This window comes from Xanthomonas translucens pv. undulosa, assembly GCF_017301775.1.
Classification (GTDB): Bacteria; Pseudomonadota; Gammaproteobacteria; order Xanthomonadales; family Xanthomonadaceae; genus Xanthomonas_A; species Xanthomonas_A translucens.
In genome coordinates, this window is sequence record NZ_CP063993.1 from 2,696,400 (window position 1) to 2,713,292 (window position 16,893).

Annotated in this window: 13 protein-coding genes; 9 read left to right on the plus strand and 4 right to left on the minus strand. The window is 67.9% G+C overall.

The window, feature by feature from the left end; all coding sequences use genetic code 11:
- The first annotated feature begins 161 nt into the window (after positions 1 to 161).
- The 3 genes from ISN38_RS11340 to xopK all read left to right on the plus strand — a co-directional run bounded on the left by ISN38_RS11340 (position 162) and on the right by xopK (position 4,553).
- Positions 162 to 551 carry a SymE family type I addiction module toxin gene (locus ISN38_RS11340; protein WP_206711810.1) on the plus strand — a complete coding sequence of 130 codons (390 nt, stop codon included), beginning with the start codon at positions 162 to 164 and terminating at the stop codon, positions 549 to 551.
- A 277-nt stretch (positions 552 to 828) separates the two neighbouring features.
- Entirely contained in the window at positions 829 to 1,524 is a 696-nt protein-coding gene (locus tag ISN38_RS11345) for a hypothetical protein (RefSeq protein WP_206712215.1), read from the plus strand.
- A 431-nt stretch (positions 1,525 to 1,955) separates the two neighbouring features.
- Complete coding sequence (gene xopK / locus ISN38_RS11350; protein ID WP_081320445.1) at positions 1,956 to 4,553, plus strand: type III secretion system effector XopK; 2,598 nt, start codon at positions 1,956 to 1,958, stop codon at positions 4,551 to 4,553.
- A gap of 219 nt (positions 4,554 to 4,772) precedes the next feature.
- Here the strand turns inward: xopK and ISN38_RS11355 are convergent, their stop codons facing one another.
- Positions 4,773 to 6,863 (minus strand): TonB-dependent siderophore receptor, encoded by a 2,091-nt coding sequence (locus tag ISN38_RS11355; protein ID WP_206711811.1) that lies wholly within the window; start codon positions 6,861 to 6,863, stop codon positions 4,773 to 4,775.
- A gap of 335 nt (positions 6,864 to 7,198) precedes the next feature.
- Between ISN38_RS11355 and ISN38_RS11360 the strand changes: the two genes are divergently transcribed.
- A complete protein-coding gene (locus ISN38_RS11360) occupies positions 7,199 to 7,933 on the plus strand; it encodes a hypothetical protein (protein ID WP_206711812.1) in 735 nt (244 codons plus the stop codon).
- 1,004 nt (positions 7,934 to 8,937) lie between these two features.
- On the opposite strand, the gene ISN38_RS11365 is transcribed toward ISN38_RS11360, so the two are convergent.
- Entirely contained in the window at positions 8,938 to 9,078 is a 141-nt protein-coding gene (locus ISN38_RS11365) for a hypothetical protein (RefSeq protein WP_003476526.1), read from the minus strand.
- Positions 9,079 to 9,393: 315 nt separating this feature from the next.
- Between ISN38_RS11365 and ISN38_RS11370 the strand changes: the two genes are divergently transcribed.
- Positions 9,394 to 11,745, plus strand: a complete 2,352-nt coding sequence (locus tag ISN38_RS11370) for a S9 family peptidase (RefSeq protein WP_058195687.1) — start codon at positions 9,394 to 9,396, stop codon at positions 11,743 to 11,745.
- 40 nt (positions 11,746 to 11,785) lie between these two features.
- Here the strand turns inward: ISN38_RS11370 and ISN38_RS11375 are convergent, their stop codons facing one another.
- Positions 11,786 to 12,619, minus strand: a complete 834-nt coding sequence (locus tag ISN38_RS11375) for a lysophospholipid acyltransferase family protein (RefSeq protein WP_038238745.1) — start codon at positions 12,617 to 12,619, stop codon at positions 11,786 to 11,788.
- A 300-nt stretch (positions 12,620 to 12,919) separates the two neighbouring features.
- On the opposite strand from ISN38_RS11375, the gene ISN38_RS11380 reads away from it, so the two are divergent.
- From ISN38_RS11380 to ISN38_RS11390, 3 genes are all read left to right on the plus strand, one after another.
- Positions 12,920 to 13,312, plus strand: coding sequence for a ribonuclease domain-containing protein (locus ISN38_RS11380; protein ID WP_004426254.1), 393 nt, complete (start codon positions 12,920 to 12,922; stop codon positions 13,310 to 13,312).
- Positions 13,313 to 13,539: 227 nt separating this feature from the next.
- Positions 13,540 to 14,142: a TonB-dependent receptor plug domain-containing protein gene (locus ISN38_RS11385; protein ID WP_230938351.1), complete on the plus strand. Its 603-nt coding sequence runs from the start codon at positions 13,540 to 13,542 to the stop codon at positions 14,140 to 14,142.
- Positions 14,094 to 15,539 (plus strand): TonB-dependent siderophore receptor, encoded by a 1,446-nt coding sequence (locus tag ISN38_RS11390; protein ID WP_158273737.1) that lies wholly within the window; start codon positions 14,094 to 14,096, stop codon positions 15,537 to 15,539. The genes ISN38_RS11385 and ISN38_RS11390 overlap by 49 nt, the downstream gene beginning before the upstream one ends.
- 552 nt (positions 15,540 to 16,091) lie before the next feature.
- Here ISN38_RS11390 and ISN38_RS11395 read toward each other — a convergent pair.
- Positions 16,092 to 16,577 carry a hypothetical protein gene (locus ISN38_RS11395; protein ID WP_058364740.1) on the minus strand — a complete coding sequence of 162 codons (486 nt, stop codon included), beginning with the start codon at positions 16,575 to 16,577 and terminating at the stop codon, positions 16,092 to 16,094.
- 126 nt (positions 16,578 to 16,703) lie between these two features.
- On the opposite strand from ISN38_RS11395, the gene ISN38_RS20595 reads away from it, so the two are divergent.
- Entirely contained in the window at positions 16,704 to 16,832 is a 129-nt protein-coding gene (locus ISN38_RS20595; protein ID WP_256045957.1) for a hypothetical protein, read from the plus strand.
- Positions 16,833 to 16,893: the final 61 nt, after the last annotated feature.

Here is a 16,893-nt window from a genome sequence, read left to right on the forward strand (position 1 = left end):
TATTGCCTGCATTGTGCGAGGCGCGTGCTCGCCAGTTCATGGCGGGCGGTACGCGGGGGGCTTCGGCCCCGCCGGTCCTCGGTCCGGTAGACCAACCCGTACCGTCCGCCACCTCGATTGGTCTCGGCGTGGCGGATTCCCTTTCTACCGAGGAATCCACTATGTTCTGCAAAGCAACCACATCCGTAAGCGCCCAAGTTCCCCGTCGCCGCACCCGCAAGCCAGTAGCGCCGGAGGCGGCGCACGCCACCACCTCGCCCATGCTGGGGCTCTCGCTCGGCGACATGGCGCGCACCACGCTGTTCCATCCCATTCCGACGGAGGACGAACTGCCGCGCAAGCGCGCGTCGCGTCCGCGCCAACCCGCGCAGTGCACCATTGGCTCCACCTGCCACGACGTGATGGTGGACGGCCGCTGGCAGAGCCAGGAAATTCCCACCTTGCGCCTGAGCGGCCAGTGGCTGGCCGCACTTGGATTCGTGCCGGGCAGCAAGCCGCAGATCGCTGTCGTCGATGGCGCGCTAGTCATCACGGCCGCGCCGCAAGAGTAGGCGCCGCGCAATCGCGCCGATCGACGTGTCCCGTCGATCGGCGCTGGTTGTGGATGCCGTCCCCCGCGCCGCACCGGATCATCCGTTCCGCTATAAACGATTTGGCCTACAACTGTTCAAAACTTTCGCTCTATGCTGCGCCATGCAGCAACAGATCAACCAGAACCCGAGCCAGGAAGAGCAGGTTTGTAGCGGGTCGCGGATGGCATGATCTGATGATCGCCATCAACGTGGCTCTCTACTAGGTGAGGTGATGAAAAAGCATGTCGCTCTGTGCATGAGTGCACTTTCCATCGTGCTTGCCGCGTGTGGAACACCAGACAAACCGAAAGCTGGCAGCGCTTCGGTGACACCACCGTCGCAGGTGGCCGTTTCCCCGGCCGACGCAAGCGAACAGCGTTCCGCCGCCAATCCAGCCGATCACGAACGTACCCAGGCGTCGGCGCAGCACCAGGATGCCAGCCAGTATCTTTGCCAGGGCGACGCCGATGCCTGCAAGGTCAGAGGGCCGCTGGTGGCCGATTCCGAGGCAGAAGCGCAGTGGCTGCTGGCGCATGGCTACCCGACGCAGGCCGAACTGGCGCGCCTGGAGCCAATGAGCCTGGTGCAGTTGAAAGCGCAGGCGCAAGCCGGCAACAAACCCGCAGCCGTGCTCTATGGCAAGAAGACCGCGATCGAGGGTGGGCGCTTCCAGGAAGGCCTGGGCATTCTTCGGCAGGCGGCAACGGCGGGGAACCTGTATGCGTACTACGGGCTGTCCGCCGTGTATGGCGCCGAGACGAAAAACAAGAACCTGATCGAGAGTGCAGCTTACCTGCGGCTGGCTTACTTGTTGGGTGACGCACAGGCGTCGGCCGGCCCGGCGTTGCAGGGCTTGAGCGTCGTTGAACGTGTTGCTGCGGATGAGCGTGCGGCTTTGCTCTACAGGACAGTCGCAACGTATCGCAGCGCGTCGCCCAGGCCGATTGAGTGAATATTTAATAATCCGCAGACGTTGGGGAGTGTGCTTGAGCTTTTGCGATGTTGATCCAACGTGGGCAAGGCGGCCGGCGGCGCCATCGCCCACCATCGGTGAATCATCTCAGTTCTTTAGCTGGTTTTTTGCGTGGTCTCGACCAGGACGTGTCAGTCCACGCATGTCATCGCCGAAAACCCGATAAGTTCCTGAAAATTTATCGTTTTATTCATATCATTCATATCATTAATTTTGTTCATATTGTTCATATTGTTCATGATATTCAGGTTATTCGATCGCGGCCTTCAAATTAATTTACATGGAATGAATTATCACCCCGGATGCAGGCGCGTTATTTCGCTTCGGCACCGGGACATTCGCAGACCGATTGCACCCGCTGTGCCGGCAGCGTCAGCATTGTTGCGTCACAGCATTTTTTGGTTTCTGGTATGCGCATACAGCAAAAACACAGTTCTGCCGGCCAGCTCGCTTCCGCGCTCCCTGAAACGCCCGCCGCACCGAAAGACCTGCACGTCGCCGGCGGGTGGCCGTTTGGGCTTGCGGCGCTGAAGAAGAAACCGACGCTGGCCCGGCTGGACGTCGCCCACGCGTCGCTGGATGCCGTCCACACGTCCCTGTGGCAATGCGGCGAGGACATCGTCGCCGATATCCAGGAGGCCGAGGCGGCCTACGACGTCTTCGTGGTCGCCAAATACCTTGCCGATCCCTTGCACGGCACGGCTGACAATACGGCCGAACTGGTCAACGAGGTGCCCCCCTCAGGCGACCCTGAGTCTGCCCCGAAAGCCGAGCAGCCCGCTCCTCACGAACACGCCCACGTCGACCACGCGCCAGCGCCGGCAGACGATCACGCTCGGCCGGCTGCCGATGCCGGGCTCCAGCAGGCGCCGCACCCGATCGAAGCGCAGACAAGCGGGAGCATCATGCACACGCTGGCCGAACATGGCGCACCGGACGGCACCTTCGAGCTGGCGCTGAATTTGAGCATCAGCAGTGCGATGCTGCCGCTGTCGGGCCTGGCGATCTACGCCGCCTATAAGGAAACACGCGAGGTCTCCGAACAGCGCAGCGCGTTGCGACAGCGCAGCCAGCAGCTGCAATCGGAGCGGGCCTTGCTGCAACCGGCAGTGGCGAGCGGCCCCCTTGCGGCGGCGGCAGGCCCCCAGATCCATGCCCTGAACGATGCGATCGAAACGCTCGCTTATCACCAACAACGCAACACCCGCGATGGCCACATTGCGCTGACCTCCATGGCGTCGGCCAGCGTGATCTCCGCCAAGGCGACGGAAGGGCTCGCACTGCAGGGCGGGCTGGCGATCGGCGCCAAAAGCACCACGGCCACAGGCTTGATCGGTCACAGCGCGGCGGCGGCAGGCGCGGCCTCCGCGGCGAGTATTTCCAGCACCTTCGTGCTCGCCCCGTTGGCCAGCGTTGCGGCCGTGGGGCTGGGCGGCGCGTTCCTGCACCAGTCGCGCAAGGAGAAAACGCGCATCGTTGCGGATGTGGCACGTGTCGAACGCTTTCTGCAACAACTGGAACCCAGCGAGCTCAGCCCTGACGCGCAACGCTACCAGCACTTCCTGAGCACCAAGCTGGAGCAGCGCAGCAGCTTTGCCGGCAGCTTCAACGCCTGGAACAAGGGGTTCGTCGCCGGCGGCGCCACCTACACCGCCAGCACGCTCGCCAAAACCGGGCTCAGTGCTGCGGTGCTGTTCGGCGGCGCCACCGTGACCGGGCCGGTGGGCACCGGGTTGATCGTCGGTGCCGGCCTGCTGGGCGCGGCCACGATGGGCGTCGGCGGACACCAATTCCTGCTGGCGCATGGCAGGCAGAAACGCTATCGCAATTACGAGACATCGGACACGCCGGGTGCGGACCGGGCATTGTTGGCCGTGGCCGATCTGTTGCCTGCCGCAGAGACGGCGGCAGCCGCCACGCAAGATCCCGCACTGCTTCGCAGTGCATCGCCCGCGCGTGATCCCGATCGGGGCAAGGCAGCGGAGACGGGGGTAAAGGGCAGCGCCGGCGACGGACGCAAACAGGATCGCACGCTGTCCGCTTCCATCGGCGCACCCATGGCAACCGCGCAAGCCGCGGGGGCGGATCAGGCATTGACTGCCGTGGCCGATGCGCTGCCTGCGCCCGAGGCCATGCGGGCTGCCCCGCAGCATGGATTCGAGCTGCGCAGCGCGCTGCATGCCTGCGCCGACGGCCAGGAGAAAGCGCGGGAAACGTTGCTGCAGCGCTGTGCCGAGGATCGGAAACAGCGCTACCGTGCGGTGCCGCGTTCCACCGACGCGCACACCGCACTCGCTCAGCCGGCGCACAAGCCCTCGCTCAGGCAACGGGCCAAGGCCGCGCTTTTTGCAGGTGCCACCTACGGACGCGCCGTGTTGAGCGGCAAGCACCGCCAGGCCGGCGAGAAAGCCGCGCGCAGCTATGCCAAGCACGCCGACACGTTGACCGAAACCGCACTGGCGCAGTGGCTGCAAACCCCGGACTCGGTCAAGCCGCAGATCGCCTACATGCAATGTTGCCTGGAGTTACAGAAGAAGTACCTTCAAACCAAACTGAGCGCACGCGTGACGCTGCCGCCGCTGGATGCCGGCACCGATCCGGCCGGTGAAGCGGAGCGCGAGCGCACGCCCGCGCAGCAGGCGCAAACGCGCCTGGCAACGCAATTGCGTGAAGCGCAGGAGCGCGACGAAGTCCAACTGCGCAGCGTGAGCCTGATGCTCGAAGAGCTTGGCATGGCGGAGACAGAGCAGGCAAGTCCAGACGCAAGACAGCGTGCGCGTGCGCAAAACAGGCTGCCGGGGCTGCAACAGCGCCTGGTTGGCGCGCTGACCGCGAACGAAATCGCGCCGCAGCCGGGTGCCGCGGGCTTTGCGCATTTCTGCATGAAGCAGGCCCGTGAGGACACCACCGATTTGCGTGGCACTTTGCTGTCCATCGAAATGCAGGCGGCCCGCATCCGTGAAGAAGCGGCGGCTGGCGCAGCAGCGCCGCCCGCGCCCGCTGCCTGAGCGGCTGACGCGTGCATGCGCAGTGCCCACTGTGATCGAGGTTGGGCATGGCCCGGTTCGGGGGGCGCGATGCCGGGCGATGCAAGCGGACCGCGCCGCGGCGCGGCAGGGCGCGGTTCGGCATCCGCCCAGCCGCGGCGTGCGTGCCGCTTGCGCCACCAGCGGTGAACGCCGCCGGCATCGCGATGCGCCGCACCCAGCGCCGGCGCACGCCGTGGCCTAGTCGCGGTAGGACAGGGTGAAGCTCGCCGTGCGCGGCATGTCCGGCCACACTTCGAAGGTGCTGAAGGCGTGGGTGTAGCCGCGTTTGTCGGCCACGTTGTCGATGCGCAGCCCCAGTGTGAGCTGGCGGCTCATCGCGTAGTCCATCGACAGGTCGGTGCGCCAGTACGCCGGCAAGTCGAAGCTGCCGTCCACGTCGCCGGTGCGGGTGCCGATGTAGGTGGACGACGCGCCGAGGCGCAGGCCGCTGAGGCCGCCGTCGTTGAAGCGGTAACCGGTCTGCAGCGCGAAACTGTGCCTGGGGACGTTGCGGATGGGCACGCCGACCAATGCGGCATTGGTGTCCTCGGTGGTCTTGGCGCGCGTGTAGGCGTAGCCGGTCTGCACGTCCCAGCCGTGCATGCCCAGGCGGGCGGAAACGTCCATGCCTTCCGAGCGCTGTTGGCCGATGGCGGCGAGCGAACTTGGGTTGTCGCGATCGGAGACCGCCACGTTCTGCCGCTCCAGCCGGAACAGCGCGCCTGTCGCCAGCAGCCGCCCGTTCCAGAACGAGGACTTGGCGCCGACTTCGTACTGCACGCCGGTTTCCGGCTGCAGCGGCGTGCCGCGCGCGGTCAGGCCGGAGACCGGCAGGAACGAGGTAGTGCGGTTGGCGAACAGCGCGAGGTCCTCGCGCGGCGTGTACAGCAGGCCCAGTTGGCTCGTCCACGCGTCCTGCTTCTGCTGGAAGTCGCCGCTCACGCCTGCGCCCGACAGCGAGGCGCTGTCCTGCCGGTAGGTGGACCAGCGCGCGCCGACCACTGCCCGCAGCCGTTCGGTCAGGCCGATCCGATCCTGCGCGAACAGGCCGAGGGTGCGGAACGCTTCGTCGCCAGTTCTGCTGCGCGAGGGGATCGGGGTCACCTCGGGCCTGCGGTCGAACTGGTAGACCGGCGCATACAGGTCCAGGCTGCTGGCCAGCCCGGTGCTGCTGGTGGTGCGGCGGTTGAACCGGGTGTAATCGCTGCCGGCCACCAACGCGTGGGTGATGGCGCCGGTGCTGGTCTGCCATGCCAGGTCGTTGTGCGCCGACCACGCTTCGCCGCGCGCGTGTCCATCGAGCACCGCGCGGGTCAGCGTGCGCTGCGGCTCGTCCCAGCCGAGCACGCCGAAAATGTTTTCTTCGTCCACCTCTTCCCGCGTCCAGGAAATGGCCGCGCGGTAGCGGACGCTGTCGCTGAAGCGATGCTCCAGGCGCGCGCTGACGTCGGTGTTGCTGCGCACGGAAGGAGCGAAGGTGGGGTCGACCAGGCTGAGCGCGCGCGGCAGCGGGCCGTTCGCGTTTGCAAGCACCGTGCCTTCGGCCGGCAGGCCGTTGAAGAACCCTTCGATGCGGTTGCGGGTGTAGAACGTTTCCAGCGTCAACGTGGTGCGCTCGCCCAGGTCGATGGCGATCGACGGCGCGATGAACTGGTGTTCCCGGCTCCAGAAATCCACGAACGATGTGCTGTCGTCGACGGCGCCGGCCAGGCGGAATCGCACCGCGCCGTCGGCGGCCAGCGGGCCGGTCAGATCCAGGGTGCCGCGCCAGTCGTCGAAGCGTGCGTACTTCACGGCGCCTTCGAAGCCCCACACGCTCTCCGGCTGTTTGGTGACGATGTTGACGAGGGCGCCCGGCTGCAGCTGCCCGTACAGGACCGAGGCCGGTCCCTTGAGCACCTCGATGCGCTCGATGGCGACCGCATCGCGCGCCTGGCGCAGGGGATTGGCGGTCATGCCGTTGACCGTCTGATTCGCCGCGAATCCGCGGATCAGGTAGGTGTCGCCGAACGCATCGAGGGTGGAGCCATCGCGCGACGCGCCCGGGATGAAGCGCAATGCATCGCCCACGGTCTCGCTTCCGGTCGCCTCGATCATCGCCCGATCAATCACGTCCACCGTCTGCGGTATGTGCAGCGTCGTCTCGTTGGTCACGCGCCCATAGACGGAGATCTGGTCCAGCGTGACCGCATCGCTCCGCGCGTCCTGCGCGGCGGCCGACTGGCCGGTCACGCTCAAGGCAAAGGCCACGGCCAAGGGCAGGCGGTTGCGACGGGGACGCAGGTGCATGGTCGAATCCGGAATGAGAGTTAGTCGCATATGGTAGCTGAATGGGGGGTTCAGCATGCGCCCGGATGTGGGGTGGCCCGGCGCAGCGGGCCGGGACGGCCAGGACCGCCGTAGCGACCGCCGGGCTTGCCCGGTGTCTTGCCCGCTTATCTGCGCGACGCTGCCGTCAGCGGTGGCCGGCGCAGGCCCGGTGTCCGTTCACCATGGCGGCGAGCGCCCCGCCGCATAGCGCACGGTCGTGCCAGGGCGGCGACCGCAGAGGAGGTCTGCCGCACTGGCCGATGGCCTGCGAGATGGAGGAAAATTCCACTTCCTTGCCGAGTCTGGAAACCGCCATGTCAGGACGATGGAACTGGACGGTGTTGTTGCTGTGCACTGCGAGCTGCGCTGCTGCCGCGGCCGCGCCGGCGCCCAGCGAGTACGGCACCAAGGATGGCTGGGGCAGCCTGCAGCTCAGGGGGCAGGGCGACGTGCGTGAGTTCGCGATCGACGCGGTGGGTGCCAATGGCCATAGCTGCGGGCTGTCCGGCACGCTGCGCGGCGAGATCGCCGAGGTCACCGAGGGCAGCGACACGCCGTGCCGCGTGTCGTTCACGCGCACGCCGGGTGGGTTCGCGGTGAAGGCGCTGACCGCGGAGAGCTGCCGCGCCTATTGCGGCGCGCGCGCCAGCTTCGAGGGCGAGTACCTTGCGTTGCCGGCCGGCTGCACCGCTGCGGCGAGCACACGGCGGCGCGCGGCGTACCTGGCCGACTATCGCGGCAAGCGCTATGCGGCGGCGCTGGCGGGGATGGACGCGTTCGACAAGGAATGCGGCACCTTCTTCAACTGGCTGGAGCGCGACCGCTTCGCCAACGACCGCGCCATCGCCCTGCTGTGCCTGGGCCGTCCGAAGGAGTGCCTGGCGGTGCTGGACACCACCATCGCCGCCGGCAGCCGCGACGAGGACGCGCTGCAGCAGGAACTGGACAAGAATGGCAGCATGCTGCCGCCGAGCGATTGGGACAGCTACCTGCCGATCGCCAAGTCCACCTGGTTCAATCGCAAGCTGTGCGAGGCGGCGAAGCCGTAGCGGCGAGTGGGGGAGCCGCGTTGGCCGCGACGAGCGCAGCGGTGGGTGTTCCAGCTTCGGATGCGGTCGGGGCTGAAGCTCCTCCCACCGTGCACCCGGCCAACCTGCCGCAAGCTCCCTGTAGGAGCGGCTTCAGCCGCGACGAACGCAGCCGGGAAATGCACTGGCTCCGGACACTGTCTGTCGGGGCTGAAGCCCCTCCTACAGTGCACCCGGCCAGCCTGCTGCAAGCTCCCTGCAGGAGCGGCTTCAGCCGCGACGAGCGGAGCCATCCAGCTATCCGGCTTCGGAAACAGTCGGGACTGAAGTCCCTCCCACAATGCAGCCAGCCTTGCCGCAATGCATTGTGGGAGCGACTTCAGTCGCGACGCGCGAAGCCGTCCAGCTGCCGGGCTTCGGAAGCGATCGTGACAGATGGACAAGGAAAAGGCCCGGGATCGCAGCGGCTTTGGCGGCCTGTCGCGGCTGAAGCCGCTCCTACAGTGCAACCGGCAAGTCGGCCGCTTGCTTCCTGTAGGAGCGGCTTCAGCCGCGACGAACGCAGCCGGGAAATGCACTGGCTCCGGACACTAGTCTGTCGGGGCTGAAGCCGCTCCTACAGTGCACCCGGCCAGCCTGCTGCAAGCTCCCTGCAGGAGCGGCTTCAGCCGCGACGAGCGGAGCCATCCAGCTATCCGGCTTCGGAAACAGTCGGGACTGAAGTCCCTCCCACAATGCAGCCAGCCTTGCCGCAATGCATTGTGGGAGCGACTTCAGTCGCGACGCGCGAAGCCGTCCAGCTGCCGGGCTTCGGAAGCGATCGTGACAGATGGACAAGGAAAAGGCCCGGGATCGCAGCGGCTTTGGCGGCCTGTCGCGGCTGAAGCCGCTCCTACAGTGCAACCGGCAAGTCGGCCGCTTGCTTCCTGTAGGAGCGGCTTCAGCCGCGACGAACGCAGCCGGGAAATGCACCGGCTCCGGACACTAGTCTGTCGGGGCTGAAGCCCCTCCTACAGTGCACCCAGTCAACCTGCGCAGCCGAGCCTGCCGAGGATTTCCCGGGTCACCTTGTTCGGTTTTTCGATGTCGTTGCCGACGCCGACCGGCATCGCGATGGTGACGGCGTGCGGGGACCGGAACGACGAGACGGCCCTCGCGCTTTTCATTTGCGTTCTCCATGAACGGTCGCGATGGATCTGCGCGGACGCCGCCCCGTGTCCGGGCGCGCAGCATGGCAGGCAGGCAAGCGCGCCAGCGACCCGTGCGGGTCGCAAGACGCCGCACCGGTCGCTGCTGCCTGCCGATCACAACGCAGGCAGTGCTGCGCAGCGGCCACGACCCGGACCGCCACGGGCACCGTCAGTGCGCCACTACGACTTCCGGCAGGGGAGCGCCGGCTGCGCCGGGCGTAGCATCGGCGGATGACGCGCAAGGATCGCTTCCCCTCGCCTGCACCTGTCCGCTCCGGAACCCCCCACGCCATGCCTTCCCCGCTTCTTGCCCCACGCGCGCTCGGCGCCGTCCTCCTTGCCATGCTGCTGCCGGCCGCCGCCGCCGCCGCCGCCGCGCCGGCGCCGGCGCCGGCCGTCACCGCCGCCGACTATGCGCGGGCCGAGCGCGCGCTCGGGCACCTGACGCAACCGCTGCTGGACCATGCGGTCGAACGCGTGGACTGGCTCGACGCCACCCATTTCGCCTATGTCGACCACGACGCCAACGGCGATCACTTCATGCGCATGGACGCGGTCAGCGGCCAGCGCGCGCCGCTGTTCGACCAGGCCGCGCTGGCCGCGGCGCTCAACAGCTTGCTGGCGCTCAGCGAGCGGCCGCTGGCCGCGGCCGACTTGCCGATCAAGTCGCTGCGCCTGGCCGCCGATGGCCGCTACCGTTTCAGCGTGCGCAACACCCAGGTGTTCTGCGACCCCGACGCGCATTGCAGCAAGGTCTACGCCACGGACAAGCCCGAGCCGGGCGTCCTGTCGCCGGACAAGAAGACCGAGGCGTTCGTCCGCGACTGGAACCTGTGGTTGCGCGACCTGGCCTCCGGCAAGGAAACCCAGCTCACCACCGATGGCGTGCAGGACTTCGGCTACGCCACCGACAACGCCGGCTGGAAGCACAGCGACACGGCGATCCTGGAGTGGTCGCCGGATGCGCGCAAGATCGCCACGTTCCAGCAGGATCAGCGCAAGAGCGGGGACATGTACCTGGTCAGGAGCAAGCTGGGGCATCCGGAGTTGTTGCAGTGGAAGTACCCGATGCCCGGCGACAAGGAGGTGACCATGATCGAACGGGTGATCGTGGACGTGCCCACGCGCATGGTGGTGCGGCTGCAGATGCCGCCGGACCAGCACCGCTCGACCCTGTGCGACGACGTCAGCTGCGGCGCGGACGGCGGCTGGGACGATGTGAAGTGGGCGCCGGACAGCAAGACCCTGGCGTTCGTCTCCACCTCGCGCTACCACAAGGACGCCTGGTTCCGCATCGCCGACGCGGCCACCGGCGCGGTCCGCACCGCGTTCCGCGAAACCGCAAAGACCTACTATGAAAGCGGTCAGGTCGCGGCGAACTGGGCCTACCTGCCGGCGCGCAACGAAGCGGTGTGGTTTTCCGAACGCAGCAACTGGGGCCAGCTGTACCTGTACGACCTGACCACCGGCAAGCCCAAGCGTGCCATCACCACCGGCGAGGGCAACGTCACCGAATTGCTGAAGGTCGATGCCCAGACCCGCACCGCCTGGTTCCGCGCGGTTGGCCGCAGCCGCGGGCTGGATCCGTACGACCAGCAGCTGTGGAAGGTGAGCCTGGACGGCGGCGCGCCGCGGCTGCTGACGCCGGAGCCGGCCGACCACAGCATCGCCCTGTCGCCGGACAGCCAGCGCTTCGTCGACAGCTACTCCACCACCACGCAGCCGCCGGTGACGCTGCTGCGCCAGGCCGGCGATGGCCGCACCCTCGCCACCGTGGCCAAGGCCGACATCGACCGCCTGCAGGCCGCCGGCTGGGTCCCGCCGGTGCCGATCACGGTGCGCGCGCGCGACGGCAAGACCGTGCTGTACGGGGTGATGTTCAAGCCCTCGCGGTTCGACCCGGCCAGGAAGTACCCGATCATCGACTACATCTATCCCGGCCCGCAGACCGGCTCGGTGCGCGGGCGCAGTTTTCTGGCCAGCCATGGCGACAATCAGGCGCTGGCCGAACTGGGCTTCATCGTCGTGGCCATCGACGGCATGGGCACGCCGTGGCGCTCCAAGGCCTTCCATGACACCTGGTACGCCGACATGGGCGACAACACCTTGCCCGACCAGGTGGCCGGGTTGAAGGAGCTGGGGCAGCGCTACCCGTGGATCGACCTGCAGCGCGTGGGCATCTGGGGCCACTCCGGCGGCGGCAACGCCTCCACCGACGCGATGCTGCGCTACCCGGACTTCTTCAAGGTGGCCTGGTCGGAGAGCGGCAATCACGACAACCGCAACTACGAGGACGACTGGGGCGAGAAGTATCAGGGCCGGCTCAGCGTGGACAAGGAGGGCAAGGACAGCTACGACAACCAGGCCAATCCGCTGCTCGCCGCCAACCTCAAGGGCCGGCTGATGCTGGTGCACGGCAGCCTGGACGACAACGTCCCGCCCTACGAATCGCTGTTGATGGCCGACGCGCTGATCAAAGCCAACAAGACCTTCGACATGTTGGTATTGCCCAACGCCAAGCATGCCTATGGCGACGACGACACCCCGTATGTGACCCGCCGCCGCTGGGACTACTTCGTGCAATACCTGCTCGGCGCGACGCCGCCGGACAACTACCGGATGCAGCCGCTGCCCACGCATTGACCCGACGCCGCGGCGCGCGCAGGCCCGGCCGCGCGGTGGCCTAGGCCGGTGGGCCGTCGCTGCGGGGTGCAGGCAGCGCCGCTGCCACGATCGCGTGCAGCCGCTGCGCTACGACCTTGCGGTCGGCGCCGTGGTCGAGGGCGATCGGCGCGTGGAAGGTCACCCGCACCACGGCGCCGGACATGCCCAAGAAGCGCATGACATGGGCGCCGGCCTGCATCGTGCCGTAGAACGCGTAGGCGTCGCGCTCGCCGCCCTGCGCCAGCGGTCGGCCATCGACGGACAGCACCTGCAAAGTGAACGCTTGCAGCGTCCATGGCCGGGCGTGGGCGTCGCCGCCCAGGAACAGCGAGAACAGGCTCGACTTGAACGCAGCGACGCGCTCGCCGGAGGAGGTGGTGCCTTCGGCGAACAGCACCACGTCGTGGTCGGGGCGGATCTGCGCGGCGACAGCCGCCGCCACGTTGGCCGCGTCGATCCGGCGGCGGCTGATGAACAGGGTCTGCGCCAGTGCGCCGAAGCGGCGCATCCCCGGCCAGCGTTCCATGTCGTTCTTGGCGATGAAGCGCGCGCGCAGCAGGCTGCCCAACACCACGATGTCGAAATGCGAGAGGTGGTTGCCGACGAACAGGGTGCCGCCGCCGCTGCGCGGCACGCCGACGCACTCAACGCGGATGCCCATCAGCCTGCGCACGCAGGCGAACCACAGGCGCGGCAGCACGAAGGCGCCGCGGCCGCGGGTGCAGCGCATCAGCAGCCATTGCAGCGGCAGCAACGGCACGCTGATCAGGGCCAAGGCGGCGAGCTTGGCGCTCACGCGCAGGGTGGCGAGAACAGTGCTTGCTGCGAGGCGAGACGAGGCGGCGTGGTTCATGGATGACGAAGGGGCGGTCGTGTGCGCAGCGCAACGGGCGCCGGCGTGGGGACGCCGCCGGCGCCGCCGATGGTAGCCGACGCTGTCGCGTCCGGCATCTACGGGCAAGGCCGCGGCGGGATGCGCGCACCCGCAACGGTGCCTGGCGCCACCCGCGCTTGCCGCGCATGCGGCGGCGGCAGCGATAGATCAGGTATTGCCGGATGGGCAGCGCAGGCGTTGCTTCGCATAGTCCCAGACGCGGCCTGTGTGCGGTGCACATCGGCAGCAATCGCTCCATCCGTCCTCAAGGAGTCATCCATGTATCCCTCGATCAGAGTCGCGCTGCTTGCCGTCTTCGCCCTGTCGGCTGCGCAGGCGCAGGCACAGAAAGCCCCGCCGGGCTGCGGCGCGCTGCCCACCTATGTGCGCGAAGCCATGCGCGATGTGTCCGCCTGCATCACCATGCCCAATCCGATCGTCGCCTGCGGTGCCGGCGCCGTCGATGTGCAGGTCTTCGGCAACGGCGAGCGGCGCCTGCCCCAGGCCGGCCGCGGCCAGACCTACTACGAGGGCAAGGCGCGGCGCGATCCCGGCGGCCCGGCCGGCACCTATCGGTTGGTGTACCTGGTTACCGACGGCGCCAAGAAGTCGGTCATCGACAAGCGCTACTATTCCGCCGACCACTACCTCAGCTTCTGCACGATTCCCTGAGCAGTCGCGCGCAGCGTGTCCGCTACCGGCGGACACGCTGCGCCTGTGGCGTCGTCGGTGGGTGGCAGGCAGCGCTTGCAGCGCGCGCGGTGCACTCGTCGCGGCGGCGGCGCTCGGCTAGACGTTGCCCACTTGACGACGCGCAAGCCGTGTTCCAGCGCCAGCCCCAGTCGTGAGAATCCGCACAGGCCGCCTGCCTGTGTCTCACTGCATCCAGGGGGTTTTCCATGTCCGCTTTCCATCCTCGCGCCGCTGCCGTGCGTTTGAGCGCGCTGTCCGCCGGCCTGTGCATCGCGCTGTCGGCCGCGGCACAGCCTGACGCCGCCGCCGATCCGACCACGCTGGATGCGATCAACGTCAAGGCCGAGCGCGCGCGCGGGTATACGGTCGAACAGACCGCGGCGGCGACGCGCCTGGCGCTGACCCCGCAGCAGACGCCGCAGTCGCTCAGCATCGTCACCGCGCAGCGGATCGAGGACCAGCACCTGACCTCGGTGCGCGATGTGCTCGACAACGTCACCGGGGTGTCCTCCAACGCCTACGATACCGAGCGGGTGTTGTTCTATGCGCGCGGCTTGCTGGTCGAGAACATGGCCTACGACGGCGTGCCGGTCGCGCCGGGGATCAACGCCGGGTCCGCCGATGCCAGCCTGGATACGGCCATCTACGAACGCATCGAGGTGCTGCGCGGGGCCAGCGGCCTGCTCAGCGGCGCCGGCAGCTGGTCGGCGCCTACGAGCAGGGCGATTCCTACCTGGACCGCTACAGCAAGCAGAAGACCGTGCTGTACGGCGTGGTCGATGCCGATCTCGGCGCCGCCACCACGCTGAGCGTGGGCTACGACTATCAGAAGAACCGGCCCAAGGGCGTGACCTGGGGTAGCTACCCGGTGTTCTACGACGACGGCAGCTTCCTGGAATGGCCGCGCGGCTTCAGCAGCGCCGCGGACTGGAGCTACTGGAACACCACCACCGCCACCGCCTTCGCCGATCTCAAGCACCCATTCGGCAACGGCTGGCTGCTGCGGGCGCTGGCCAGCCACCGCGCCACCGACGGCGACATGGCGCTGTTCTACGTCTATGGCTTCCCGAACCGGGCCACCGGCGAAACGCTGGTTCCCTCCGCCTACCGCAGCCGCGACCGCGGCCGCCAGAACATGCTCGATGTGTATGCGTCCGGCCCGTTCCAGGCCTGGGGCCGCGCGCACGAACTGGTGCTGGGCCTGAGCGGTTCGCGGTACGCCAGGCGCGCGTGGCTCAACGCCACCGAGGCGCTGGCGCCGATCGGCGATTTCCTGCAATGGGATGGTCGCTATCCGTACCCGCAGTTCGCGGCCGAGGCCGACAAGGTCACCGACCTGCGCACCGACCAGCAGGGCGCGTACGCCGCCGCGCGCCTGTCGCTGGCCGAGCCGTTGACGCTGGTCGTGGGCGCCCGCTACAGCCGCTGGAAGAACGACACCGACGACCTGTACAGCGGCGTGTTCCGCCACGACCACCGCAAGACCGTGCCCTACGCCGGGCTGATCTACGCGATCACGCCGGTGTATTCGGCGTTCGTCAGCTATACCGAGATCTTCGACCCGCAGGACAACCGCCGCCGCGACGGCAGCTTCCTCGATCCGGTGCTCGGCAGCAGCCGCGAGATCGGCCTCAAGGGCCGCCATCTCGACGGCCGCCTCAACACCGCGCTGGTGCTGTTCGACACCCGCCAGGACCACGTGGCCGAGGCCGACATCGGCAAGACCCTGCCCGACGGCCTGACCCAGGCCTACGTGGCGGTGGACGGCACGCGCTCGCGCGGCATCGAATTGGACGCGTCGGGCGAGCTGAGCGAAGACTGGAGCGCGTCGTTCGGCTGGTCGCATTTCGAACTGGAAGGCCCGGACGGCGCCGACCTGCGTACCGCGCTGCCGCGCACGCTGGTGCGCGTGTTCAGCACCTACCGGCTGCCCGGCGCCTGGAACCGGCTCAGCGTGGGCGGCGGCGCCAACTGGCAGTCCGCCAGCCATGCCGCGGTGGATGGCCCCAATGGCCCGCAGCGCGTGGACCAGGCCTCGGTGACCCTGCTCGGCGCGATGGCGCGCTACGCGTTCAATGCGCAGGCGGCGCTGCAGCTCAACGCCAACAACCTGCTGGACCGCAAGTATTTCGTGCTCGACGCGTACAGCAACCTGGATTACGCCCCCGGACGCACTGCGACGCTGAGCTTCAGCTACCGGTTCTGAGCGGCCCTGCGCTGCGTCGTTGGCGCAGCGCGCGTCGCTTGCCGGCCGTTCGCGCGCCTATGTTTTCAATTCCAGCACCGGCACGAAGCCGCCATAGATCATGCGCTTGCCGTGACGTGCCTGGCGCAGTGGCGTCCTTCTATCGAACGCGCGAAGCCGGGCCGACCGACCACGCACGCTGCGGCGATGGATGCGCTTCGCCCCGCGGGGCCGTTTAGATGGCGGGCGGTGGCGATGCGCGGATGGGGGACCGGACTGGAACCACGATGGGCGCACTCGTGCATGCGTTGCATGCCAGGCCCGCGATCGATCCGGCCAGGGCGATCCCGATCCGCAGGACGCCATTTGTGGGAGCGACTGCAGTCGCTCCCACAAGGACATTGCCGCTGGGTGCGTTGCGGGAGGCGCTTTGGGATCGGCCTGGACACTTCGACGCACGCGGCGGTTCCGCTGCTCCGACGGTCGCGGTTGAAACCGCCCCTACAGGGGGCGAACGGCCGATGGAAACGCGCTGATCCGCACCCGGGCCGCCCTCTGCGCGCAGGCGGCAGCTCAGCCCTGGCCGGCGCCACCCGGGCACGCGGCGGTCAGCTTCAGGCTGTAGGACTGCAGGTCCCAGCGGTGCTGCGGGCTTTCGTCCGGCACGTAGTGCCACGACTGCAGGTAACCCTGCGCGCACGATGCGATGGCAATGCTGTCGCCGGGCGCACCGGTCGCAGGCAAGGGCAGCGGCTGCGGTACCGTGCGGGTGGTGGCCGGCCTGGTCGCGCTGTAGGCCAGCGTCACCGCGCCCAGTTGGGCGGGATCGCCCACGCGCTTTCCTTGCATCGTCGCCGGATGCTGGACCAGCCAATCGCGGAGTTGGCGCCATTCCGGTGTTCCCAGCGCATACGTAGTGCTGGTCGCGACTTGCAGCGCGTCCTGCTGCGCGCTCGCGCTGCCGGCCAGTAAGGCCAGCGCTAGCACGGTGCTGCGCGCCAGCCGCGTCGGCCGCTGGCCAACGCCCGCCGCATGATCGGTGTCCTTGTTCGACTGCATGCGTCCGCTCCTCGCCGATGGGCGTTGGCTCGGAAGATACCACCGGTCCGGGCTGGCGGCACGCTGCCCGCATGATCAGGCCTGCGGGTTGTCTACGGGGCAGGCGCGTGCGCAAATCGTCGCTGCGTGGCGCACCTGGCCGACTACGGCGTGCAGTTGCACGGCGAGGTCGGCATCGACATCGCGTGGGCGATGCCGCGGGCGCACGCCATCAAGAAATGTAGGAGCTTCAGCCGCGACCGCGTCTACGGATAGACCCTGTCGCGGCTGAAGCCGCTCCTACAGTGAGGCCGATCGCTTTCGTTGCCGAAGGTGC